Annotated in this window: 22 protein-coding genes and 1 pseudogene; 13 read left to right on the top strand and 10 right to left on the bottom strand. The window is 73.8% G+C overall.

Annotated features, from left to right (window positions below):
• The 6 genes from IEZ05_RS34765 to IEZ05_RS34740 form a co-directional block, all read left to right on the top strand.
• Window positions 1–1,111: lactate utilization protein B (locus IEZ05_RS34765; protein WP_189234309.1), on the top strand; the 1,111-nt coding region annotated here is incomplete at its 5' end.
• Window positions 1,108–1,785, top strand: a complete 678-nt coding sequence (locus IEZ05_RS34760; RefSeq protein ID WP_189234308.1) for a LutC/YkgG family protein — start codon at window positions 1,108–1,110, stop codon at window positions 1,783–1,785. The genes IEZ05_RS34765 and IEZ05_RS34760, both read left to right, overlap by 4 nt.
• Window positions 1,786–1,913: 128 nt before the next feature.
• Window positions 1,914–2,705 (top strand): ABC transporter ATP-binding protein, encoded by a 792-nt coding sequence (locus IEZ05_RS34755; RefSeq protein ID WP_189234307.1) that lies wholly within the window; start codon window positions 1,914–1,916, stop codon window positions 2,703–2,705.
• Window positions 2,706–2,708: 3 nt separating this feature from the next.
• Complete coding sequence (locus IEZ05_RS34750) at window positions 2,709–4,019, top strand: ABC transporter permease (RefSeq protein WP_189234306.1); 1,311 nt, start codon at window positions 2,709–2,711, stop codon at window positions 4,017–4,019.
• Window positions 4,020–4,143: 124 nt separating this feature from the next.
• A complete protein-coding gene (locus IEZ05_RS34745; RefSeq protein WP_189234305.1) occupies window positions 4,144–5,001 on the top strand; it encodes an AAA family ATPase in 858 nt (285 codons plus the stop codon).
• Complete coding sequence (locus tag IEZ05_RS34740; protein WP_189234304.1) at window positions 4,998–6,353, top strand: vWA domain-containing protein; 1,356 nt, start codon at window positions 4,998–5,000, stop codon at window positions 6,351–6,353. The genes IEZ05_RS34745 and IEZ05_RS34740 overlap by 4 nt, the downstream gene beginning before the upstream one ends.
• 22 nt (window positions 6,354–6,375) lie before the next feature.
• On the opposite strand, the gene IEZ05_RS34735 is transcribed toward IEZ05_RS34740, so the two are convergent.
• Both IEZ05_RS34735 and IEZ05_RS34730 read right to left on the bottom strand, forming a co-directional pair.
• A complete protein-coding gene (locus IEZ05_RS34735; protein ID WP_189234303.1) occupies window positions 6,376–6,738 on the bottom strand; it encodes a cupin domain-containing protein in 363 nt (120 codons plus the stop codon).
• Between the two features lie 77 nt (window positions 6,739–6,815).
• Window positions 6,816–7,793, bottom strand: coding sequence for a pyridoxal-phosphate dependent enzyme (locus tag IEZ05_RS34730; protein ID WP_189234302.1), 978 nt, complete (start codon window positions 7,791–7,793; stop codon window positions 6,816–6,818).
• A gap of 77 nt (window positions 7,794–7,870) precedes the next feature.
• On the opposite strand from IEZ05_RS34730, the gene IEZ05_RS34725 reads away from it, so the two are divergent.
• The 4 genes from IEZ05_RS34725 to IEZ05_RS34710 are packed head-to-tail and all read left to right on the top strand — an operon-like array spanning window position 7,871 to window position 11,043.
• Window positions 7,871–8,335 carry a GntR family transcriptional regulator gene (locus IEZ05_RS34725; RefSeq protein ID WP_189234301.1) on the top strand — a complete coding sequence of 155 codons (465 nt, stop codon included), beginning with the start codon at window positions 7,871–7,873 and terminating at the stop codon, window positions 8,333–8,335.
• On the top strand, window positions 8,332–9,231 hold the full coding sequence (locus tag IEZ05_RS34720; RefSeq protein WP_189234300.1) for an ATP-binding cassette domain-containing protein: 900 nt from the start codon (window positions 8,332–8,334) through the stop codon (window positions 9,229–9,231). The genes IEZ05_RS34725 and IEZ05_RS34720 overlap by 4 nt, the downstream gene beginning before the upstream one ends.
• Window positions 9,228–10,184, top strand: a complete 957-nt coding sequence (locus IEZ05_RS34715) for a transporter (RefSeq protein ID WP_189234299.1) — start codon at window positions 9,228–9,230, stop codon at window positions 10,182–10,184. The genes IEZ05_RS34720 and IEZ05_RS34715 overlap by 4 nt, the downstream gene beginning before the upstream one ends.
• A gap of 58 nt (window positions 10,185–10,242) precedes the next feature.
• A complete protein-coding gene (locus IEZ05_RS34710; RefSeq protein WP_189234298.1) occupies window positions 10,243–11,043 on the top strand; it encodes a class I SAM-dependent DNA methyltransferase in 801 nt (266 codons plus the stop codon).
• Between the two features lie 46 nt (window positions 11,044–11,089).
• On the opposite strand, the gene IEZ05_RS34705 is transcribed toward IEZ05_RS34710, so the two are convergent.
• Window positions 11,090–11,395, bottom strand: a complete 306-nt coding sequence (locus tag IEZ05_RS34705; protein ID WP_189234297.1) for a hypothetical protein — start codon at window positions 11,393–11,395, stop codon at window positions 11,090–11,092.
• Between the two features lie 329 nt (window positions 11,396–11,724).
• On the opposite strand from IEZ05_RS34705, the gene IEZ05_RS34700 reads away from it, so the two are divergent.
• Both IEZ05_RS34700 and IEZ05_RS34695 read left to right on the top strand, forming a co-directional pair.
• Window positions 11,725–13,386, top strand: coding sequence for an alkaline phosphatase D family protein (locus IEZ05_RS34700; protein ID WP_189234296.1), 1,662 nt, complete (start codon window positions 11,725–11,727; stop codon window positions 13,384–13,386).
• 201 nt (window positions 13,387–13,587) lie between these two features.
• Window positions 13,588–14,952 (top strand): trypsin-like serine protease, encoded by a 1,365-nt coding sequence (locus IEZ05_RS34695; RefSeq protein ID WP_189234295.1) that lies wholly within the window; start codon window positions 13,588–13,590, stop codon window positions 14,950–14,952.
• Between the two features lie 76 nt (window positions 14,953–15,028).
• Here IEZ05_RS34695 and IEZ05_RS34690 read toward each other — a convergent pair whose 3' ends face one another.
• The 5 genes from IEZ05_RS34690 to IEZ05_RS34670 all read right to left on the bottom strand — a co-directional run bounded on the left by IEZ05_RS34690 (window position 15,029) and on the right by IEZ05_RS34670 (window position 18,961).
• A complete protein-coding gene (locus IEZ05_RS34690) occupies window positions 15,029–16,108 on the bottom strand; it encodes a serine hydrolase domain-containing protein (protein ID WP_189234294.1) in 1,080 nt (359 codons plus the stop codon).
• On the bottom strand, window positions 16,105–17,025 hold the full coding sequence (locus tag IEZ05_RS34685) for a DUF6895 family protein (protein ID WP_189234293.1): 921 nt from the start codon (window positions 17,023–17,025) through the stop codon (window positions 16,105–16,107). Before IEZ05_RS34685 ends, IEZ05_RS34690 begins: the two co-directional genes overlap by 4 nt.
• The gene (locus IEZ05_RS34680) at window positions 17,022–17,954 is read right to left on the bottom strand and encodes a DUF6895 family protein (protein WP_189234316.1); all 933 of its coding nucleotides are present in this window, start codon (window positions 17,952–17,954) and stop codon (window positions 17,022–17,024) included. The genes IEZ05_RS34685 and IEZ05_RS34680 overlap by 4 nt, the downstream gene beginning before the upstream one ends.
• A gap of 101 nt (window positions 17,955–18,055) precedes the next feature.
• The gene (locus tag IEZ05_RS34675) at window positions 18,056–18,757 is read right to left on the bottom strand and encodes a hypothetical protein (RefSeq protein ID WP_189234292.1); all 702 of its coding nucleotides are present in this window, start codon (window positions 18,755–18,757) and stop codon (window positions 18,056–18,058) included.
• Between the two features lie 21 nt (window positions 18,758–18,778).
• Window positions 18,779–18,961, bottom strand: a complete 183-nt coding sequence (locus IEZ05_RS34670) for a hypothetical protein (RefSeq protein ID WP_189234291.1) — start codon at window positions 18,959–18,961, stop codon at window positions 18,779–18,781.
• Between the two features lie 250 nt (window positions 18,962–19,211).
• Between IEZ05_RS34670 and IEZ05_RS36680 the strand changes: the two are divergent.
• Window positions 19,212–19,394: pseudogene (locus IEZ05_RS36680) on the top strand (amidohydrolase); the annotation flags it as partial.
• 132 nt (window positions 19,395–19,526) lie between these two features.
• Here IEZ05_RS36680 and IEZ05_RS36675 read toward each other — a convergent pair.
• The gene (locus tag IEZ05_RS36675) at window positions 19,527–19,664 is read right to left on the bottom strand and encodes a hypothetical protein (protein WP_229869990.1); all 138 of its coding nucleotides are present in this window, start codon (window positions 19,662–19,664) and stop codon (window positions 19,527–19,529) included.
• 198 nt (window positions 19,665–19,862) lie between these two features.
• On the bottom strand, window positions 19,863–21,587 hold the full coding sequence (locus IEZ05_RS34660) for a RecQ family ATP-dependent DNA helicase (RefSeq protein ID WP_189234290.1): 1,725 nt from the start codon (window positions 21,585–21,587) through the stop codon (window positions 19,863–19,865).
• Window positions 21,588–21,676: the final 89 nt, after the last annotated feature.

Here is a 21,676-nt window from a genome sequence, read left to right as displayed (position 1 = left end):
CAACGAGGCGCTGGAGGCCCGGGGCATCCGCGCCTACGAGACCGATCTCGCGGAGCTGATCGTGCAGCTGGGCAGGGACCGGCCCTCGCACATCCTGGTGCCGGCCATCCACCGCAACCGGGGCGAGATCCGCGACATCTTCCGCTCCGAGATGGGCGCGTGGGGCCGCCCCGCCCCCGACGGTCTCACGGACACTCCTGCCGAGCTCGCCGAGGCGGCCCGGCTGCACCTGCGGGAGAAGTTCCTGCGCGCCAAGGTCGGCATCTCCGGCGCCAACTTCATGGTCGCCGAGACCGGCACACTGGTCGTCGTGGAGTCCGAGGGCAACGGCCGCATGTGCCTGACCCTGCCCGAGACCCTGATCTCCGTGGTCGGCATCGAGAAGGTGATCCCCACCTGGCGCGACCTCGAGGTCTTCCTCCAGCTCCTGCCCCGCTCCTCGACGGCCGAGCGCATGAACCCGTACACGTCGATGTGGACGGGAACCACCGACGGCGACGGCCCGCGCACCTTCCACCTGGTGCTGCTGGACAACGGCCGCACCGACACCCTCGCCGACGAGGTCGGCCGCCAGGCGCTGCGCTGCATCCGCTGCTCGGCCTGCCTGAACGTCTGCCCGGTCTACGAGCGCGCCGGCGGACATGCCTACGGCTCGGTGTATCCGGGCCCGATCGGCGCCATCCTCAGCCCCCAACTACGGGGCACCGGCAGCGACATCGACGCCTCCCTGCCGTACGCGTCCACGCTGTGCGGCGCCTGCTACGAGGTGTGCCCGGTCGCCATCGACATCCCCGAAGTCCTGGTCCACCTGCGGGAACGGGTCGTGCAGGGCGGGCCGGCCGTCCGGGAGGGCAACCGGGTCGTGCTGAGACCGGCGAAGGGGCATGCCGCCGAGCGGGCGGCGATGCGCGCGGCGCAGTGGGCGTTCACGCACCCGGGCGCGCTGCGGGCCGGGCAGCGGCTGGCGTCGCGCACCCGCCGTCTGCATCCGCGCACGCTTCCGGGTCCGGGGCGGGCGTGGAGCGGCAGCCGGGATCTTCCGGCGGTGCCAGCGGAGCCGTTCCGGGACTGGTGGCAGCGCACGCGTGGTGGAGAGGACGGGGCGAAGTGAGCAGCAGGGAACGCATCCTGGGCCGGGTACGGCGCGCCCTCGCGGACGTGCCGCACGACGACACTCCCCCAGTGCCTGAACAGCCTGGGAGGGACCCCCAGTACGGGGAAGCGGTCGCCCGGGACTATCTGCGGGAACACGGGGACCGGACCGTCGCGCGGACAGTGGAGCTGCTCGCCGAGAACCTGGCGGACTACCGGGCGATCGTGCACCGTTGCGCCGCCGGTGACGTGGCGGCGACGGTCACCGGGCTGCTCGCCGCCCGCGGGGCGAGGACGGTACTCGTGCCGCCGGGCCTGGACCCGGACTGGCTCGCGGGGTCCGGCGCCGAGCGGGTCCCGGACCGGCCGGAGAGCACGCCGCACGAACTGGACCGCGTCGACAGCGTGGTCACGGGCTGCGCCGTCGCGATCGCCGAGACCGGCACGATCGTCCTGGACGGCTCCCCCGACCAGGGCCGCCGCCGGATCACGCTCGTGCCGGATCACCACATCTGCGTCGTCCGGGTCCCCGGCCAGGTGGTCGCCTCCGTCCCCCAGGCCCTCGAACGACTGGACCCGGCACGCCCGTTGACATGGATCTCCGGACCGTCGGCGACCAGCGACATCGAACTCGACCGGGTCGAGGGGGTGCACGGTCCGCGCACCCTGGAGGTGGTGCTGATGACCGGGTGAGGACACGGGCCGCCCGGGGTGTCACTGAGTACACCCCCCGATACGGGTTCTGCGCCCCGTGTGTGCGGGCCGCCCGCTCCGTAGCGTCGTGGACGAGGCACCGCACAGGGCGTGCCGCACGGAGGGCGATGACGATGTTCCGTACCCGCGCACGAGGCAAGCACGACCCGGGGCCGTCCCCCGAGGCGCTGCGGCTGGTCAAGGTAACCAAGACCTACGGCACCGCCGAGAGCGCCGTGACCGCGCTGGACGGGGTGACGCTGAGCCTCGGGCGGGGCACGTTCACCGCGGTGATGGGGCCGTCGGGCTCGGGCAAGTCCACGCTGCTGCAGTGCGCGGCAGGGCTGGACCGGCCCGACAGCGGGATCGTGAGCGTGGACGGCGAGGAACTGACCGGAGGCAGCGAGACGGAGCTGACGAAGTTCCGGCGCGGGCGGGTCGGCTTCGTGTTCCAGCAGTACAACCTCCTGGAGACGCTGACCGTCGCGCAGAACACGGTGCTGCCGCTGAAGCTCGCCGGGCGGCGCGTGGACCGCGCGCGCGTCCGGGAGACCCTGGTCGCGGTCGGTCTCGGCGACCGGCTGGGGCACCGTCCCGACCAGCTCTCCGGCGGTCAGCGACAGCGGGTGGCGATCGCCCGCGCACTGGTCACCGAGCCCCGGGTGATCTTCGCGGACGAGCCGACGGGCGCACTGGACACGCGCAGCGCGCGACAGGTGCTGCTGCTGTTGCAGGAGGCGGTGCGGGTCCACGGGCGGACCGTGGTGATGGTGACCCACGATCCGGTCGCCGCCTCGTACGCGGACTCGGTCGTCTTCCTCGCCGACGGCCGTCCGGCCGGCCGGATGGACGCCCCGTCCCCCGACGCGGTCGCGGAGCGGCTCGCGCACCTGGGCGACGACGTGCCGACGGGGGTGTGAGCGATGTTCGCACTGTCCCTGCGGTCGGTCCGGCGGCGCCCCGGACGGTTCCTCGCGACACTGCTGTCCGCCTTCCTGGGCGCGGCGGTCGTCATGACGTTCAACTCGATGCACGACACGGCGGCGGGGGACGGCGTCGACCCGGTGAGCGCGGACACCCTGGGACTGGCGGCGGGCGTGGTCGGCGGCTACGGGACGCTGCTGGTGTTCTTCGCGGTGGCCTCCACCCTCACGGTCAACGTGCGTCAGCGCACCGCCGAGATGGAGCTGCTGCGCTGCTCGGGGGCGACCCCGGCGCAGATCGGGCGGATGGTCGTGGGCGAGGCGGTGGCCGTGGCCCTGACGGGCGCCCTCCTCGCGATCGGGCCGGCCGTGCTCGGTGGCCGGGCACTGCTGGCCATGTTCCAGGACAGCGGCCAGGTGGCACGCTCGGTCGACGCCGCCTTCGGCCCGGTCGCGCTCGTCAGCGGTGTCGCCGTCACCCTGCTCGCCTCGGCCGGCGCCGCGTTCCTGGCGGTACGGCGGGTCACCCGGGGCAGCCGGGAGCGGGCGGGCGCCCGGCGGGTCCTGGCGTACGCCGCGCTGATCGCCGGTGCGGCGGGGGCGGGCTCCACGTTCCTGTTCTCGGCGACGGACGAGGCGCTGATGGCGGCACCGGCCTACGGGGCGATCCTGCTGTCGGTCGGGTTCGCGCAGCTGTCGCCGGTCCTTCTGAAGACCGTCCTCCACCGGCTGCCGCTCGGTGGCGCGAGCGGCTGGCCGGCGGTGCGCAACCTGCGCCGGCGGGCCGGTCACCTCGCCGGGATCCTGGTGCCGCTGATCCTGTTCACCGCCGTGTCCACGGCGACGCTCACCATGCAGTCCGTGGAGAGCGACGCCGTGCGGGCCTCCGGGCTGGTCAAGTCGGTCGACGCCAAGAACCTGGAGACGCTCAACCTCACGGTCGTCGGCATCATCGCGGTCTTCGTCTGCGTCATGCTGGTCAACTCGCTGTACGCGGCGACGGCCTTCCGCTCGCGCGAGTTCGGGCAGCTGCGGCTGGCGGGGGCGACGCCCGGGCAGGTGCTGGGGATGGTCGGCGTGGAGGGCGTGATCCTGACGGTCACGGGGGTGCTGTTCGGCACGCTGGCCGCGCTGGCGGGGATCGTGCCGTTCACGGTGGTGCGCACCGACGCGGTGCTGCCGGACCAGTTTCTCGGCACCTGGCTCGCGATGGTGGCGGTGAGCGCGGCGGCGACGCTGGGCACGAGCCTGGTCACGGCCCGGCGGGTGCTGCGTGTCCCGGCGGTCGGGGCGGTGGCGCTGGCCGCGTGAGCGGTCGGCGGTGCCGGGGGTGCCCGTGGGCGGGGCATCCCCGGCACGGTCCTTTTGCGTGACACCGACACTGAACAAGCGCTTAGATAGAAGCCGCAGACCCTGTCCCGAGCTGGAGGCCCCGGTGTTCACTTCCGTCGACGACGTCTCCGCCCGTCTCGCCGCGACCGGCTATCTGGCGTCGCCCGCGGTCGCCACGACCGTGTTCCTCGCCGACCGCCTCGGCAAGCCGCTGCTGGTGGAGGGCCCCGCCGGGGTCGGCAAGACCGAGCTGGCCAAGGCCGTCGCCGCGGTCGCGGACGCCCGGCTGGTACGGCTGCAGTGCTACGAGGGCGTCGACGAGTCCCGCGCGCTGTACGAGTGGAACCACGCCAAGCAGCTGCTGCGGATCAGCGCCGGCCGCGACGAGACCTGGGACGAGGCCCGCACCGACATCTTCGGCGAGGAGTTCCTGCTCACCCGCCCGCTGCTGACCGCGATCCGCGGCGACGACCCCAAGGTCCTGCTGATCGACGAGACCGACAAGGCGGACGTCGAGGTGGAGGGCCTGCTCCTGGAGGTGCTCAGCGACTTCCAGGTCACCGTCCCGGAGCTGGGCACCATCACGGCGACCCGCCGGCCCTTCGTCGTGCTCACCTCGAACGCGAGCCGTGAACTGTCCGAGGCCCTGCGCCGGCGCTGCCTGTTCCTGCACATCGGCTTCCCCGAGGAGGAACTGGAGCGGCGCATCGTCCGGCTGAAGGTGCCGGGGCTCGACGAGGCGCTGGCCGCGTCCCTGGTGCGGGTGGTGGGCGCGCTGCGCGCCATGGACCTGCGGAAGCTGCCCTCGGTCGCCGAGACCATCGACTGGGCCCGCACCCTGCTGGCGCTCGGCGCCGGCACGCTCGACGAGAAGGTCGTGCGGGAGACCCTGGGCGTCGTCCTCAAGCACCACGACGACGTGCAGAAGGCGGCGGCCAAGCTCGACCTGGACGCCCTGTGACCTCCGGCACGGGCGTGACCGAGCGGCTGACCTCCCTGGTCTCCGCGTTGCGCGCGCACGGCGTCCGGATCGGCACGGGCGAGAGCGTGGACGCGGCACGGGCGGTCGAGGCACTCGGCCTGGCGGACCGGGAGCTGCTGCGGGAGGGCCTGGCGGCGACATTGCTGCACTCCCCCGGCCAGCGCCGGGTGTTCGACCCGGTCTTCGACCTGTACTTCCCGCGCCGGGCCGGCGGCCCGGAGTCCGCACCGGCCGGGCGGGACGAGCTGCGGGAACGGATCGCCGACGCGCTCGCGGCCGACGACCGGGCGCTGCTGGAGCGGCTGGCCGCCGAGGCGGTCGCGGAATTCGGCGGGTACGGCTCCCCCGGCTCGGACGGCTGGTCGTCGCATCAGACGCTCGACCGGCTGCGTCCGCAGACCCTGCTCGCCCGGGTCCGCGACGACGTCCGGGCGCGGGGCGACGGCACGGGCTTCGCCGACCGGCTGCTGGAGGACGAGATCCGGCGTCGTATCGAGGACTTCCGGCAGATGGTGGCGTCGGAGGCGCGACGCCGGGTCGCCGAGCGGCGGGGCCGGGACGAGATCGCCCGGCGGGCGGTGGCCACGACCCCGGACCGCGTCGACTTCCTGCTCCTGGGCAAGGACCGGCTGGCCGAGTTGCGCCGGACCGTGCAGCCGCTCGCCCGCAAGCTGGCCACCCGGCTCGCGGCGCGTCGGCGGCGGGCCTCCCGCGGCAGCATCGACCTGCGGCGCACCCTGCGCGGTTCGCTGTCGACGGGCGGGGTGCCGATGCGGCCGGTGCTGCGCAGGCGCCGTCCGGTGCGGCCCGAACTGGTGCTGCTGTGCGACGTGTCGGGGTCGGTGGCGGGGTTCTCGGACTTCACGATGCTGCTGGTGCAGGCGCTGCACGACCAGTTCAGCAAGGTGCGCGTCTTCGCGTTCGTCAACCGGGTCGACGAGGTGACCGGGCTGCTCGTGCACGGCGCCGCCGACCCGGAGGGGCTCGGCGCCCGCATCGGCGAGCGGGCGACGCTCACCGCCTGGCACGGCAGCAGCGACTACGGGGTCGCCCTCGGCGAGTTCGCGGAACGCTACGGCGACGCGGTGGGCCCGCGTACGACCGTGTTCGTGCTGGGGGACGCCCGGACGAACATGGGCGACCCGAATCTCGCCGCCGTCCGGGAGATCGCCGGGCGGGCCCGCCGGGTGTACTGGCTCAATCCCGAGCAGCGCTCCCGGTGGGGCACCGGCGACTCGGCGGCGCCGGAGTACGCCGAGCTGGTCGAGATGCACGAGTGCCGCAACGCCCGCCAGCTCGGCGCCCTGGTGACCCGGCTGCTGCCGGTGTGACGCGCCGGGTCTCTCACAGGGCCTAGTCGGCCTTGGCGTACTCCTTCGCCATGGCTCCGGCGAAGTCGTACACCACGCACTGTTCGTCGCCCACGACCCAGGCTTCGTGCCCGGGCGAGCAGACGAAGACGTCGCCGGGACCCACCTCGCTCTCGGTGCCGTCGTCGTCCATGCGGACGCACATGCGTCCCTGGACCACGTAGCAGTTGTGGTGGATCATGCAGCTGTCGGTGCCCGCGATGGGTGCCACGGACTCCGACCAGCGCCAGCCCGGCTCGAAGGTGGCCACGGCGAAGTCGAGCCCTTCCATGTGCACGGCTTCGAGGTGCCCCCGGGGGAAGTCCCGCCGCTCGTCCGGTTTGTCGAGCGTCTTGGCCTCGAACATGACGCTCCTCCTTTCCCTGCCCCACCACTCCATCGTCCGCCTGTCAAGTCGGGGCCGCCATCCGGGGAGGCGCGGTGTCAGCGGGCGGCGCCGCACAGGCGGGCGAAGCGGCCGGCGTCGACGTTGCCGCCCGAGAGGATCACACCGACCCGGCGGGGCAGGGGTCCGGCGCGGCCGGTGAGCAGGGCGGCCAGCGGGGTGGCGCCGCTGGGCTCCAGGACGATCTTCAGCCGCTCGAACGCGAACCGCATGGCGTCCCGGATCTCGTCGTCGCAGACCAGCACGATCCCGTCGACCAGCCGCCGGTTGAGGGAGAACGTCAGCTCACCCGGGGTGTGCAGGGCCTGGCCGTCGGCGATGGTGTGCGGCACGGGGACGCTCACGCGCCGGCCCGCCTCCAGCGAGCGCTTGGTGTCGTCGCCGGCCTCCGGTTCGACGCCGAGCACCCGGGTGCCGGCGTGCAGGCCCTTGACCGCGGTCGCGCTGCCGGCGATCAGTCCCCCGCCGCCGACCGGGACGACCAGCGCGTCCAGTTCGCCGCTCTCCTCGACCAGTTCGAGGGCGGCGGTGCCCTGTCCGGCGATGACGTGCGGGTGCTCGTAGGGCGGGATCAGGGTGAGGCCCCGTTCGGCTGCGAGGGCCTCGGCGATGGCGACCCGGTCGCCGGTGTAGCGGTCGTAGGTGACGATCTCGGCGCCGTAGCCCGCCGCGGCCTCCCGCTTGGACGGCGGCGCGTCCTCGGGCATGACGATCACGGCGGTGGTGCCGAGTTCCCGGGCGGCGAGGGCGACGGCCTGGGCGTGGTTGCCGGACGAGTAGGCAGCGATGCCCCGGGCCGACTCCTCGGGGGTGAGGCGGGAGGCCGCGTTGTAGGCGCCGCGGAACTTGAAGGCGCCCACGCGCTGGAAGTTCTCGCACTTGAGGAAGACCTCGGCGCCGACGAGGGCGTCCAGGGTGCGCGAGCGCAGTACGGGGGTGCGGTGTGCGACGCCGTCGAGGCGGGCGGCGGCGGAGCGGACGTCGTCGAGGGTGACCGGTGGGGTGGTGGTCGTCACGCGTGTCCTCCAGCGGGTAGGTGGTTTGACATCTTCCCACTCCTTGATCATGCTTCTACTAATGAATTAATGAAAGCATGGAAGGTGACGTGGTCGAGTACCGGATCGATCGGCAGAGCGGCATCCCGGCCTACGTGCAGATCGTGCGGCAGACCGAACAGGCACTCCGGATGGGTGTGCTGCGGGTCGGGGACAAGCTCCCGACGGCCAGGGAGGTCGTCGCTGCCACCGCCATCAACCCCAACACCGTGTTCCGGGCGTACCGGGACCTGGAGCAGGCCGGCCTGGTGCGGTCGCGGCGCGGGCTCGGGACCTTCGTGACGCGGTCGCTGGCGCGGCCCGGCGCGGAGGACGACTCGCCGCTGCGTACCGAGCTCACCGAGTGGGTCGCACGGGCCCGGTCGGCCGGCCTGGAACGCGACGACGTGCTGGCACTGGTCACGGCGGCCCTCGACGAGCACGAGCAGGCGCACGAGCCGGAGCACGAACGGCACCACGAGCACGACCCGGGCGACCGGGGACGGAAACAGGAGGACGCATGACCGGGCCTGACGAGCCCGCCGCACTGAGCGCCAGGGACCTCGGGTTCCGCTACCGGGCCCGCGGCGGCTGGGCCCTGCGGGACTGTGGATTCACGGTGCCCCGCGGCCGCATCACCGCCCTGGTCGGACGCAACGGCGCGGGCAAGAGCACGCTGCTGCACCTGGCCGGCGGGCTGCTGTGCCCCACCCGGGGCACGATCCGGGCACTGGACACCGTCCCGGACACGGCCCAGGCACGCGCCCGGGTCGCCCTGGTCACCCAGGACAAGCCGCTCTACCCCCGCTTCACCGTGGCCGACACGCTGCACATGGGCGGCAGGCTCAACTCCGGGTGGGACGCCGCGGTCGCCGAACGGGTCGTCCGCGAGGGCGGCATCGCCGGGGCGGCGCGGGTGGGCGAGCTGTCGCCCGGTCAGCGCACCCGGGTGGCGCTCGCCCTGGCCCTCGGCAAGCGGCCCGAACTGCTGCTGCTGGACGAGCCGCTCGCCGACCTCGACCCGGTGGTGCGCGGCGAGATCATGGCGACGCTGATGGCCGAGGCGGCCGAGCGCGAGGTGAGCATCGTGCTGTCCTCGCACGTCCTGCCCGACCTGGAGCAGACCTGCGACTGGGTGGTGCTGCTGCGAGCGGGCCGGGTCGCGCTGAGCGAGGACGCCGACGTGCTCCGCGAGAGCCACGCCCTGCTCACCGGGCACATCGACGAGGAGCCGGCGCTGGCCGGGCACACCGTGGTGCACCGCCGGGCGCACGGGCGGCAGCTGACCGCGCTGGTCCGGCGGCGGGGACCGCTCCACGGCGACTGGTGCGTCGAGCGGCCCGGCCTGGAGGAGATCCTCCTCGGCCACCTGCGGACCGGCACGGAGAACACGGCCGAAGACGCGAAGGAGGCGGCGTGAAGGGCTCGTTGTGGCTGGCGTGGCGTCAGCAGCGCGTACTGGTCGTCTGCGGTGCCGTCGTCCTGGTGGCCGCCGCGGCGCTCGCCGCGTACTTCCGCTCGGGCATGCTCGACGACCTGCGCAGCGGGGTGTTCGACCACTGCGACCCCGGGCCGCTGTACTGCAGCGGCGCGGACGACGGACTGCCCAGGTTCCTGGACGTCGAACCGCTCAAGCTCCTCGGGGCGCTCAACATCGCGCTGCCCGTGCTGATCGGCATGTTCTGGGGAGCGCCGCTGCTGGGGCGGGACCGGGAGCTGGGCACCCACCGGCTGGTCCTGTCGCAGGGGGTGAGCCGGACCCAGTGGTTCGCCTCCCGGTTCGCGCTGGCCGTGGCGTGCACCGTGGCGCTGTCCGGCGCCCTGGCCCTGCTGTTCCGCTGGTGGTGGCAGCCGGCCGTCAACCGCAGCTACGGCGTCTTCTGGTACGAGGCCACCGCCCTGACCGGCTCCGGCCCCAGCACGGTCGCCGCCGCGCTGTTCGGCCTGGCCGCCGGCACGCTGGCCGGGCTGCTCGCCCGCCGGGTGCTGTCGGCGATGGCGTGGACGCTGCTCGTCACCACGGCGGTGGCGGTCCTGGTGCAGTGGACGCACCGGGCCCGGCTGCTGGTGCCGCCCGAGCGGTACGTCAGCTTCGGGTGGCAGCCCAAGCCGCCCATGGGCGACAAGTGGTCCACCGGCCGCTACGGCCTCGTCACCGCCTCCGGCGGCCGCGAGGACGTACTGAACTGCCCGTTCCCGTCCGGCGGCGAGCTGCGCCGGTGCATGACCGAGCACGGCTACGTGGCCCGCTCCTACGAGGCCAACCCGGCCGGCGACTACTGGACGTTCCAGTGGATCGACACGGCCCTCCTCGGCGGCCTCGCGCTCGCGCTCACCGTCGCCGTGGTCCTGTTGCTGCGCCGCCGGGTCTGACACCGGCCCCGGCACTTCCCACCGTTCCGCCCCCACCTCGCACGGAGGTCGATCCGTCATGCCCAAGGACGCCAAGTCCCCGAAGAAACTGCGCAGCAACCGCGCCGCGCTCACCCACAAGGTCGGCTACGCGCTGCGCCATCCCGAGCGCGTCGCACCCTACGTCCGCCGGGCCGGCCGCGACGCGTGGCTGCGGCTCAAGCACCCCGACCACGTCGGCTACTACCGGGCGGTGATGGCGTCCGACGCCCGGCGCAATCCGGAGGCCGCGGTCGGCAGCCGGACCCACGACCGCTGGCTGGCGCTCGGGCAGATGCAGTTCGACTACCTGATCGAGCACGGGCTGCGTCCCGGACACCACATGCTCGACATCGGCTGCGGCAATCTGCGCGGCGGCTGGCGCTTCATCGACCACCTCGATGCCGGCCACTACTACGGCATCGACATCTCGCCGGACATACTGATCGCCGCCAAGAGGACGCTCACCGAGCGCGCACTCCAGGACAAGCTGCCCCACCTGACCCTCACCGGCGACCTCACGCTGGACTTCCCGCCCGACGACCACTTCGACGTCGTCCACGCGCACAGCGTCTTCTCCCACTCGCCGCTGAAGGTCATCGACGAGTGCCTCGCGCACGTCGGCCGGGTCCTGACGGACACCGGGTTCTTCGACTTCACCTTCGACCGTACGGAGGGCACCGAACACCAGGTGCTGCGCGAGGACTTCTACTACCGCACGGAGACCCTGCTCGCCCTGGCCCGCAGGCACGGCCTGCACGCGCGGTTCATGGAGGACTGGGAGGAGCGTCCGCACGGCCAGTCGAAGATCCGCGTCAGCCGCTCGCCCCTGCCGGCGTAGCCTGCCCGCGGCCGGGGCCGGCCGCGCCGTCCGGTGCCGCCCGGCCCTAGGGCCGCGGGTTGGTGCGCCGCCACCCGGGCCGGGCATCGGCGCCGCGGCGGCCGGCCGCGGCGGCGCAGCGGGGGCAGACCCGGCGTACCTCGTCGGCCGCGCCACCGGACTCGGGCAGCACGTCGGCCCAGCCGACGGACGGGAAGCGGGACAGCTGCGACCGGTGGAGGGACAGCCCGCACACGGTCTGGTTCATGCCCTGTTCCCAGGCGTGCACCTCGCCGGCCGGCAGCCAGCGGTTGTCCTCCGCGTCCCACCAGCGACCCGAGGCCGCCACCTCGTAGCGCCGTCTCCTGGCCATCGCCCCGGCCCGCCGCCCTTCCTCCGCCGCGTGCGCGCTTTCCCGCCCGCACCGGGTGCCCCGGGCCCGAGCCGGCCACACACGCGTACCGCCTCCTGTGTGATCACTCCGCACGTCCTGCCCGTTTCGGTCATTTTGTCTGCTTAGCATGCGGGGTCCGCGCATCGCGGGTCGGCGTCACCGCGCGACGGGGCCCGGGCGTGGACCGCGTAACCCGGCTCTCCCCCACGCGAGTACCCGTGCCGGCGTGCGCGGGGCGACCGCCCGGGCCCACCCGGTTCCCGTGCCGCTCGCCCATGGACCGCCCGCCCCGTACGAGAGGACACCAGATGGCGCCCACGGGCCGTCACAGCTCACTGGCCGAGCACGCCTACTCCCCGCACGACGCCGTGATGGGCGCCGCCGCCCGGCACCTCGGCCGCCGGCGCTTCCTCACCGTCACCGCGGCCGCCGCCGCGCTGGCCTTCTCCACCAACCTGCCGGCCCGGGGCGCCGTCGCCGCCCGCGAGCGGACCGCCCGCATCACCAAGGACCCCTTCACCCTCGGCGTCGCCTCCGGTGACCCGCTGCCGGACTCGGTGCTGCTGTGGACGCGGCTGGCACCGGAGCCGTTCCTGGAGGACGGCGGCATGGGCACGGAGCGGGTCGCGGTCGAGTGGGAGGTCGCCCTCGACGACTACTTCGCGGGCGTCCTGTTCCGGGGCACCGCCGACGCGCACGCCGAGTACGCCCACAGCGTCCACGTCGACGTCACGGGCCTGACGCCCGGCACCGAGTACTACTACCGCTTCCGGACCGGGTCCTGGATCAGCCCCACGGGCCGCACCCGCACCGCCCCCGACCCGGGCAGCGACGCGTCCGCCCTGCGACTGGCCGCCGTCGCCTGCCAGGCCTACCAGGACGGCTACTACACCGTGCTCGGGCACGTCGCCGAGGACGACGTCGACGTGGTCCTCCACCTCGGCGACTACCTCTACGAGTACGCGGTGAACTCGGCGGGCGGCGAGCGCCGCTACACGGACATCACGCTGCCCGACGTGTTCAACCGCGAGACCATGACCCTCGCCGACTACCGGCTGCGCTACTCGCTCTACAAGACCGACAAGGACCTCCAGGCCGCGCACCACGCCCATCCCTTCGTCGTCGCCTGGGACGACCACGAGACGGAGAACAACTACGCCGGCAGCATCCCCGAGAACGCCGTGCCGCCGGCCGAGTTCCTGCTGCGCCGGGCCGCCGCCTACCGCGCCTACTGGGAGAACCAGCCGCTGCGCGCCGCACAGCTCCCCCAGGGCCCCGACGCGCAGCTGTACCGTCGGCTGCACTGGGGCACGCTCGCCCAGTTCGACATCCTGGACACCCGCCAGTACCGCTCCGACCAGGCCTACGACGACCGCCCGCACGCCCCCGGACCCGAGTCCGACGACCCGGCGCGCACCATGACCGGCGCCGCGCAGGAGAAGTGGCTGATCGACGGCTGGCGGGACTCGACGGCGCTGTGGAACGTCATGCCGCAGCAGGTCTGCTTCTCCCAGCGCAAGTTCGACGTGACCGCCGACGCCGCGCTCTCCATGGACGCCTGGGACGGCTACCGGGCCTCCCGCGACCGCGTCGTCGCCGGGGCGAAGGCGGCCGGGGTCGACAACTGGCTGATCCTCACCGGTGACGTGCACGTGGCCTACGCCTTCGACGTCAAGGACGACTTCGACGACCCCGCGTCCGCGACCCTCGGCACGGAGGTCACCTGCACCTCCGTCGCCAGCGGCCGGGACGGCGTGGAGCAGCCCGCCAACTGGGACACGTACATGCGGGCCAACCCGCACCTGAAGTTCTACAACGGCAAGCGCGGCTACGTCCGGGTCGAACTCGGCCGCCAGGCGGCCCACCTGGACTTCAGAACCGTCTCCGCCGTCAGCACGCCCGGTGCGCCCGTCACCACGGCCGCGTCCTTCGTCACCGAGGCGGGCGCCCCGGGGCTGAAACCCGCCTGAGCCGGGGCGGCGGGCCCGCGCGTGTACTGCACTTGCACCCACCGCGTCCCCCATCGCGCGAAAGACACGCGTGTCCGGCATCTCCGCCGGATTTTCCGGCAAGGCCTGTGACTCGCCCGGACGCCCCGTGGCCCACGGTCAACCGCTCGGTCACCCTCTGTTTTCCGCTGTCTCGGACAGCCCTCGAAGGAGGCACATCGCATGGTCGGCAGACATGCCGCGCGCACCCGCCGCGCCGCCCTGACCGCGCTCGGCGCGCTCGCCCTGACCGCGCTCCCCCTGGCCGCGTCGGCCGCGCCGGGACCGCAGCCCACCGCCGCCCAGACACTCGGCGCCGACACACCGTCGGCGCAGGTGCTGCGCGCGATGGAGCGCGACCTGAGGCTGACGCCGGATCAGGCGACGACCCGGCTGGTCAACGAGGCGGAGGCCGGCACCCGTGCGGGCCGGCTGCGCAACACGCTGGGCGACCGCTTCGCCGGGGCCTGGGTGAGCGGCGCGACCTCCTCCGAGCTGACCGTCGCCACCACCGACGCCGCGGACACCGGCGCGATCGAGGCTCAGGGCGCCAGGGCGGCGGTCGTCGAGAAGCCGCTGGCCCAGCTCGCCGCGGTCAAGGAGAAGCTGGACGCGGCCGCCGTCCGGACCAGGACCGCCGAGACGCCGGTCTGGTACGTCGACGTGAAGACCAACCGGGTGATGGTCCAGGCGACCAGCGAGGCGGCCGCGGCGGCCTTCGTCAGGACCGCCGGCGTCGAGGCCGAGAACGTGGGCGTCCGGGTGTCCGCGAACCGGCCGCGGGTGCTGAAGGACCTCGTCGGCGGCGACGCCTACTACATCGACGCCCGGGCGCGCTGCTCCATCGGCTTCTCGGTCACCAAGGGCGAGCAGCAGGGCTTCGCCACGGCCGGCCACTGCGGCAGGCCGGGCGCGAAGACCACCGGGTCCGACCAGAGCGACCAGGGCACCTTCCAGAGCTCCACCTTCCCCGGCAAGGACATGGCCTGGGTGGCGGTCAACGCCGACTGGACCGCCACGCCCGACGTCAAGGCGCAGGACGGGCAGAAGGTGCAGGTCGCCGGCTCGGTGGAGGCGCTCGTCGGGGCGTCGGTGTGCCGCTCCGGTTCCACCACCGGCTGGCACTGCGGCACGGTCCGCCAGCACGACACGAGTGTCAACTACGCCGAGGGCACGGTCGACGGGCTGACCGAGACCACGGTGTGCGCCGAACCCGGCGACTCCGGCGGCCCCTTCGTCGCGGGCGCCCAGGCGCAGGGCACCACGTCGGGCGGTTCCGGTGACTGCACCAAGGGCGGCACCACGTTCTACCAGCCGGTCAATCCGCTGCTCAGCGACTTCGGTCTCACCCTGAAGACCACGGTCGCCCAGGCCCAGACGCCCGCGCCGCAGGACAACGCGGCGGCGGACGCGTGGGCCGCCGGCCGGGTCTACCAGGTCGGGGCCACGGTCTCCTACGCCGGTGTGCAGTACCGGTGTCTGCAGAACCACCAGGCGCAGGGCGCCTGGTCGCCCGAGAGCACGCCGGCCCTGTGGCAGCGTGTGTGACGGACGGCGGCACGCCTGACGCACACGTCTTCGGCGCGGGGCGGTCGCCCCGCGCCGAAGACGCGTCCGGCGACGTCTAGCCCTCGGCGAGGAACGCGTAGGCGGTGGCGATGAACGGGTCGTGGGCGCGGAAGCGGCGGGTGCACACCGCGGCCAGGGCCGTGCCGGTGTCGGGCCGGAAGCCGAGGAACGCCTGCTGGCCGAGGGTGGCCCCGCTGTGGAAGTACATCGGCCCGCCGTCGGTGGGGTGCCGGAACCACGTCACCGTGTGCACGTGCCGGTGCCCCAGCCCCCGCCGCAGCACCGGCACCCGCACCGCGCGCAGGGCGCCGGCCGCCGGTGAACCGGCCGGGTCGAGGTGGGCTTCGAGGAAGGCGAGCAGGTCGTGCGGGGTGGAGCGGACGGCCCCGGCGGCCTGGAAGCCGCCCGCGTCGAAGGCCGGTACCGGGGTGCGGCCGTCCTTGGCGTGCCCGGTGGCGTCGGTCTTGGGGTCCTCGGCCGCGAGCGCCGTGCCGCTCAGGCCGAACGGGCGCAGGACGTGCTCCGTGAGCAGGTCGTGCCAGGGCGTGCCGGTGACGGCCGCGACGGCGTGCCCGAGCACGGAGACGCCGAAGTTGGAGTAGTGCCAGCGGGTGCCGGGCCGGTGCCTGGGGCGGTGGCGCAGGAAGGCGTCGGTCACGCGGTCGGCCGGGTAGCGGGCGTAGGGGTTGGTGCGCCAGGCGGGCAGGGTGCGCGGGAGGAAGTCGCGGGGCAGTGCCGGCAGTCCCGCGGTGTGGGTGATGAGGTGGGCGAGGGTCACGGGTGCGGGTCCGGTGGACCGGCCGGGGTCCAGGCAGGCGGCGGCCGGCTCGCCGCCGGTCAGTGTACCGCCCCGGACGAGCCGGGCCAGCAGGAGTCCGGTGAACGTCTTGGAGGCCGAGCCGATCTCGTAGCGCAGGTCCTCGCGGGCCGCGTCGGGGGGCGTGCCGGTGCCGCCGCTGTGGAGGGTGCGCCGGCCGCGGCGGGACACGGCGAAGACGACGTCGGGTGCGTCGCAGACGTCGACGGCGGCGGCCAGTCGCTCGCGCAGGTCGCCCTCGGCGGGGGCGTCGGGGACCGGGGGAACGTCCTCGTCGTCGGCGGGGTCGCCGAGCCAGGTGCGGTGAGGGACCGTCATGAGGCGGCGTGCGCCAGCTCGGTGAGGGCGCGGGAGGTGGCCAGCAGGGACGCGAAGGCGGCGACGAGCGTGGGGTGGTAGACGATGTCGAACACCTCCTCGGGGTCGCCCTCGGGCATCGTGCGTATGGCGGGCATGGCGCCGTCGGGCTGCTGCGCGGCGGCGAAGCCCTCCCAGGCCGCCCGGTCGAGGGTCGGGCGGGGCAGGCAGGCGTCGACGACAAGGAGTTCGCCGAGCAGGTCCCAGCGCTGGAGGTCCAGCCAGTCGTCGAGCCAGACGGGCAGCCAGGTGGCGAGGTACTCGGCGATGCGGGGCGGCAGGCCGCCCGGGTTCTCGCCCCAGTCGGTGAGGTGGAAGACGGTGTGGGTGATGTCGTAGGCGGTGTGGCCCTCGACCGTCCACGGTTCGGGGGTGGCGGCCAGCCAGGTGGTGCCGGCGAGTGCGGACTCGGGCGGCCGGGCCGGCAGGCCGAAGCGGCGCTGGAAGGCGGACAGGCCCAGGCGCCGGGTGGGTGTCACGGGGAACGTCACCCAGCTGTCGAGGCGGTGGTTGAGCTCGGTGGCGCGTTCCACCTCGGGCTGGCTGTAGCCCAGCTCCTTGAAGGGCAGGTACACCTCGAACGGTATGGGCGAGAACGGCTCGATGCGCTGCCCGCGGGCCAGCATGCGGCCGCCGTCCAGGGTCTCCCGCCAGGTGTGGTCGAGCAGTTGGCGGGCCAGTTGCGCCTGCCGCGTGCCGGCCACGCCCTCACGGAACAGCACCGTGCAGATCAGGGCGAGTTCGCCGACCGGCTTGAAGCGCTCCAGGAAGCCCACCTCGGGGTCGACGTCCGGCTCCAGCCGGAATCCGTCGCGATGGGACCACAGCCACTCCAGGGCGCCGACTCCGACGTTGTGTATCAGCCGGGTGTCCGTCATGCCGGCGCTCCTTGTCCGCTGTGCCCCGGTCCGGCGATCTCCGGCCGCGCCCGCGTCAGGGCCGCCGCGAAGACCGCCATCAGGGTGGAGTGGTAACAGTCGGTGAAGTCGTAGGGATCGTCCGGGTCGGGGTCGGCGGCGTCCTGCATGACGCCCTCCTCCGGGAGGGTGCCCGAGGGGTGCTGGGCCGACGCCACACGGTGCCAGGCGTCCCGCAGCACCGCCGGTGCGGGCGGGCGCGGCACGCTCGCCGCGACCGCCAGCAGTTCGCAGCTCAGGTCCCACATCCTGGCCTCGAGACAGGTGTCGAGCCAGGGCGGCAGCCAGTGCAGCAAGTACGTCGCCAGGTCGGGCGGCACGCCCCGGGCGGTGCGTCCCCAGTCGGTGAGGTGGAAGACGACGTGCGTGAGGGCGTAGCCGGCCGCGCGCTCGAAGGTCCAGGGTTCGGGCAGGCCGCCCAGCCAGGTGCGGTCGAGCACCTGGGGCACCCGTCCGTGCGGGGGGATGCCGCTGTGCCGCTCGGCCTCGATGACGCCGAGCCGCCGGGTGGGGTACTGCTCGGTCCCCCGCCAGCCGCGGGTCCGGGCGACCAGGGCGGCGGACGCCTCGTATCCGGGGTGCCGGTGTCCGGCCGAGGCGAAGGCCGCGTACACCTCCAGCGGGTACGTGGCGAAGGGCTCCAGCGACTGCATCAGCAGGAACAGCTCGCCCTGGCGGGTCTGTTGCCAGGCGAACTCCAGCAGTCCGGTCACGCGTGCGTGCAGCGGGTCCGACGGCGGGGTGCACAGGGAGACGGAGGCGCAGACCCGGGCCAGTTCGCCCAGCGGTTTCCAGGTGCGGTTCACCTGGCCGTCGGCGGCCAGGGCGTCGTCGCCGAGGGCGAAGCGGTCGCGGTGGGCGTACACCCAGTCCAGCGCGGCCTCCTCGATCCGGCGGACGTGTCGCGCGTCCGCCTCGTCCCACCCTTCGCCGTGGTACGGGGCGTTCGTGGTGCCGGCCGTGTGTGTCGCGTCCGCCGCGTGCGCCGCGCTCACAGGAGGACTCCGGCCGGCATCAGCCGTGCCGCCTCCAGTTGGAGGGCCACGCGCGGGTCGCTGCCGCCCATGAGCCGTACGAAGTCGAGGCCCGTCTCGAGGCCGAGGGTGTCCGGTACGCCGTCCAGGAGGGTGAGCCAGCGCCCGGCTCCGGCAGCCTGCTGCCAGTCACGGCGGCGCACCGCCCGCACGAAGCCGCGGGCGACGTCCACCGGGCGGCGCCGGGCCGCACGGGTCACCGCGCAGTCCTCGCCGGGCAGGGCCAGCGGGGCGAGCACGGCGAGCTGGTGGGTCAGTTGCTGCCAGCCGGCGTCGTCGAGCCAGCGTGCGTCGGGTTCGGCGCTGCCGTCGTCGGCGAGCGGTCCGGCCAGGGGCTGTTCGAGGCGTCGCAGGGCGCGGGCCATGGCCCAGTGGCTCCATACGACCGTGGGGGCGGCGTCGGGCCGCGGCGGATGGGCCGTCACGGCGTCCTTGAAGACGGCGAGCAGGCCCGGGTCGGGCGGTACGCCCAGGAGTGCGGTGGGCAGCAGCGTGTCGGCGCCCAAGATACGTATGGCGGCACGCGCGATGCCCGCGCCGTCGGTCGTCGCGGTGCCGCCCGCTCGCGCGTGGTCTCCGCTCCGAAGAGCGGAGACCACGTCCGAAGCGAGGTCCAGCACCGTGCCCTGGAGAAGGGCTGACGTGCTCGACTGCTCCATTTCACTGCTCCCGTCGGTCCGTCAGCCCTTCTTCGGGCGCGGGGTCGGGGGCGAGAGCAGCAGGTGCCCGCCGCCGGACTGCAGGGCCAGACCGGCGCACTCGCGACTGTCCCGGAAGACTCCGTCGGGCTCTGCGGGGTCGAGTGCTGCTTCGATGTCGATGTTCTCGGTGACTTCCTCGAGCACCTTGTCCTTGGAGGCCATTTCACCATCTCCTCTGGTAGCCAAAGGCCTTCACACCACAGGTGTCCGGGAAGCCACAAAGCATTCCTCTCTTCTCAAAATTCTCAGGAGATACTTTTTTCAACAATTCGGACAGTCAGGACATCGTCCGAACCCACGCGCAACGTCCGCAGCGACGAGTCGGCGGCGTCCGGAATCAGGACGCCGTGCCCGGCGCCGCTGCGCCGGTGGTCGAGGACCTCGTCCGCGATGACAGCGCGGCACACCCGGGATGCCGCATCCGGGGGTGTACGACTGGCGGCGGGCGCCGCTGTCCGCGCAGGTGCAGCACCGGGTGGCCTTCCACGGGCGGGCCGCCCGTCCGACGGGCAATCCGACCGAGGGCATAGACGCCCTCGCGGCCCTCGTGGAACTGTTCAACGTCCTGGGCGTGGTCGGCAGGCGGCTGCCGGAGGCCTACGTGAGCACGCGGGTGCATGGCGAGCCGACGTGCTGCTGCGCCCGGACCTGCGGGAGGCGGCCTGGGCGCGGCACCGCGCGGCGGAGGCGGCGCAGGGGTGATCCGCCGCCCGGCCGGACGCGTCGTTCAGGCTCCTTCGGACCCCTCGTCGCGCGAGCCGTCCGTACGGTCCGCGTCCTTCGTCTCGACGCCCTTCAGCGGCTCGCCGGCGGACGTTCCCCGCTGGGGCCGGTAGCCCTCGTCGGCGGTCGCCGTGCCCGGCACCGTGCGTTCGCGGGCCTGGCTCTCGGCTCCCGAGTGCGCCCCCGGTTCGTCACTGCGCGCCCGGGAGTACCGGTCGTCTCGGCGGTTCTCGTGGTTCTTGTCGCCGGTCGTCTCCGCACCTCAGGTCGGCTTTCGACGTGCGGGTTCCCCTGGGTGCGGAGGGGCGAACGACGGCCCGCCGGGGCGCGGAGGGCAGGCTCACGCCTCGTCGTCCTCCCCCGGGAGCACGGTGAGCAGGTCGTCGCGGTCGGCCAGGGCCTCCAGGGACAGCGTGCGGTAGCCGGCCCGGTCGAACAGGACGGTGATGCGGTCGCCGTCCTCGCTCAGTACCGTGCCCTCGCCCCACTCACCGTGCCGTACCTGCGCGCCGACCGGATAGGCGGCCACCTCGGGGTGGGCGGCCGGTGCCGGCCCGGCTTCGGTCTCCGGCGCCTCGGTCTCCGGCGCGTCGCACACGTCGCAGGCGCCGCACGGGGGCTCGTACTCCTCGCCGAAGTAGCCGAGCAGGAACCGCCGTCGGCAGCCCGTGGTCTCGGCGTAGGCGCGGGCCATGTCGACGCGGGTGCGGTCGGTCCGCCGGTGTGCCTCGGCCGCGTCCTCGGCCAGGTCAGCCGCCGCGCCGGGCGGGGTGCCGGGCTCGGGGCGTACCTCGCCGTCTTCGCCGGTGGCGACGGCGCCGGCCTCCTCCAGCAGGTTGACCGCCGCGGTGACGCGGTTGCGCGACATCCCGGTGTCCCGGCGCAGCCGGTCGAGGCCGGCGGGATCGCTCCGGTGCTCGTGGACGGCGTCGGCGACGTCGGACAGCGCGCCGCGGCCGGGGGCGCGGGCGGCGAACCAGGTCTGCATGCCGGTGTCCTCGGGCCGGTAGTGGAGTACGGCGAGGGCGGGCTCGCCGTCCCGGCCGCAGCGGCCGATCTCCTGGTAGTAGGCGTCCGGTGAGCCCGGCAGCGAGGCGTGCAGCACGAACCGTACGTCCTCCTTGTCGATGCCCATGCCGAAGGCGGAGGTCGCCACCACGACGTCGGCGTCGCCGGAGAGGAAGGCGTCGTGGATGCGGGCGCGTTCGCTCTTGCGCAGTCCGGCGTGGTAGGCCTCGGCGGCCAGTCCGAGCCGGGCCAGTTCGGCGGCGTAGTGCTCGGTGTCCTTGCGGGTCGCCGCGTAGACGATGCCCGGCTTCGGCTCGGCGGCGGCCCGTTCGACGACCGCCCTGCGCCGCTCGTCCTCGTCGAGGAACCGGCGGACCTCCAGCCGGATGTTCGGCCGGTCGAAGCTCGTCACCGTCACCCGGGGCCGGTCCATGCCGAGCCGTTCGACGATCTCCCGGCGCACGGGCGGGGCCGCCGTCGCGGTGAGGGCGAGCACCGGGGGCCGGCCCACCCGCCGTACCGCCTGCTCCAGGCGGAGGTAGTCGGGCCGGAAGTCGTGGCCCCAGGAGGCGACGCACTGGGCCTCGTCGACCACGAAGAGCGCGGGGCCGGTCCCGGCCAGCCGCTCCACGACCTCGTCCTTGGCCAGCTGTTCCGGCGAGAGGTACAGGAACCGGGCCTCGCCGCGCCGCACCGCGTCCCAGGCGGCCTCGGCGCGGGAGGCGGTGAGGTCGGAGTTGACCGCCACCGCGCCCGGGGCGCGGGCGCCGTCGGGCAGGCCGGCGATCTGGTCCCGCTGGAGGGCGAGCAGCGGCGAGACGATCACGACGGGGCCGGACAGCAGCACGCCGGGGACCTGGTAGACGGCGGACTTGCCGGAGCCGGTGGGCATGACGACGAGGGTGTCCCGGCCGGCCAGGACCGCCTCCATGGCGCGGAGCTGCTCGGGCAGGAGGCTGTCCCAGCCGTACACCTCGGCGGCACAGCGGCGCAGTCGCTCGGCGCCCCCTTCGCCCTCTTCGGCCTCTTCCGTGCTCGACGGCCGCTTCCCGCCCATGGCCGCTCCCTCGCTGCTCGGTGCCACCGCGCCGGCCGCACACGCCCGGCGCCGCCGAACGGGTACCCGGTCCGGCCGCCGGCAGTGCT

The organism is Streptomyces flaveolus (assembly GCF_014648815.1).
GTDB classification, from domain to species: Bacteria; Actinomycetota; Actinomycetes; order Streptomycetales; family Streptomycetaceae; genus Streptomyces; species Streptomyces flaveolus.
This window is presented reverse-complemented; position numbering and strand designations above follow the sequence as displayed.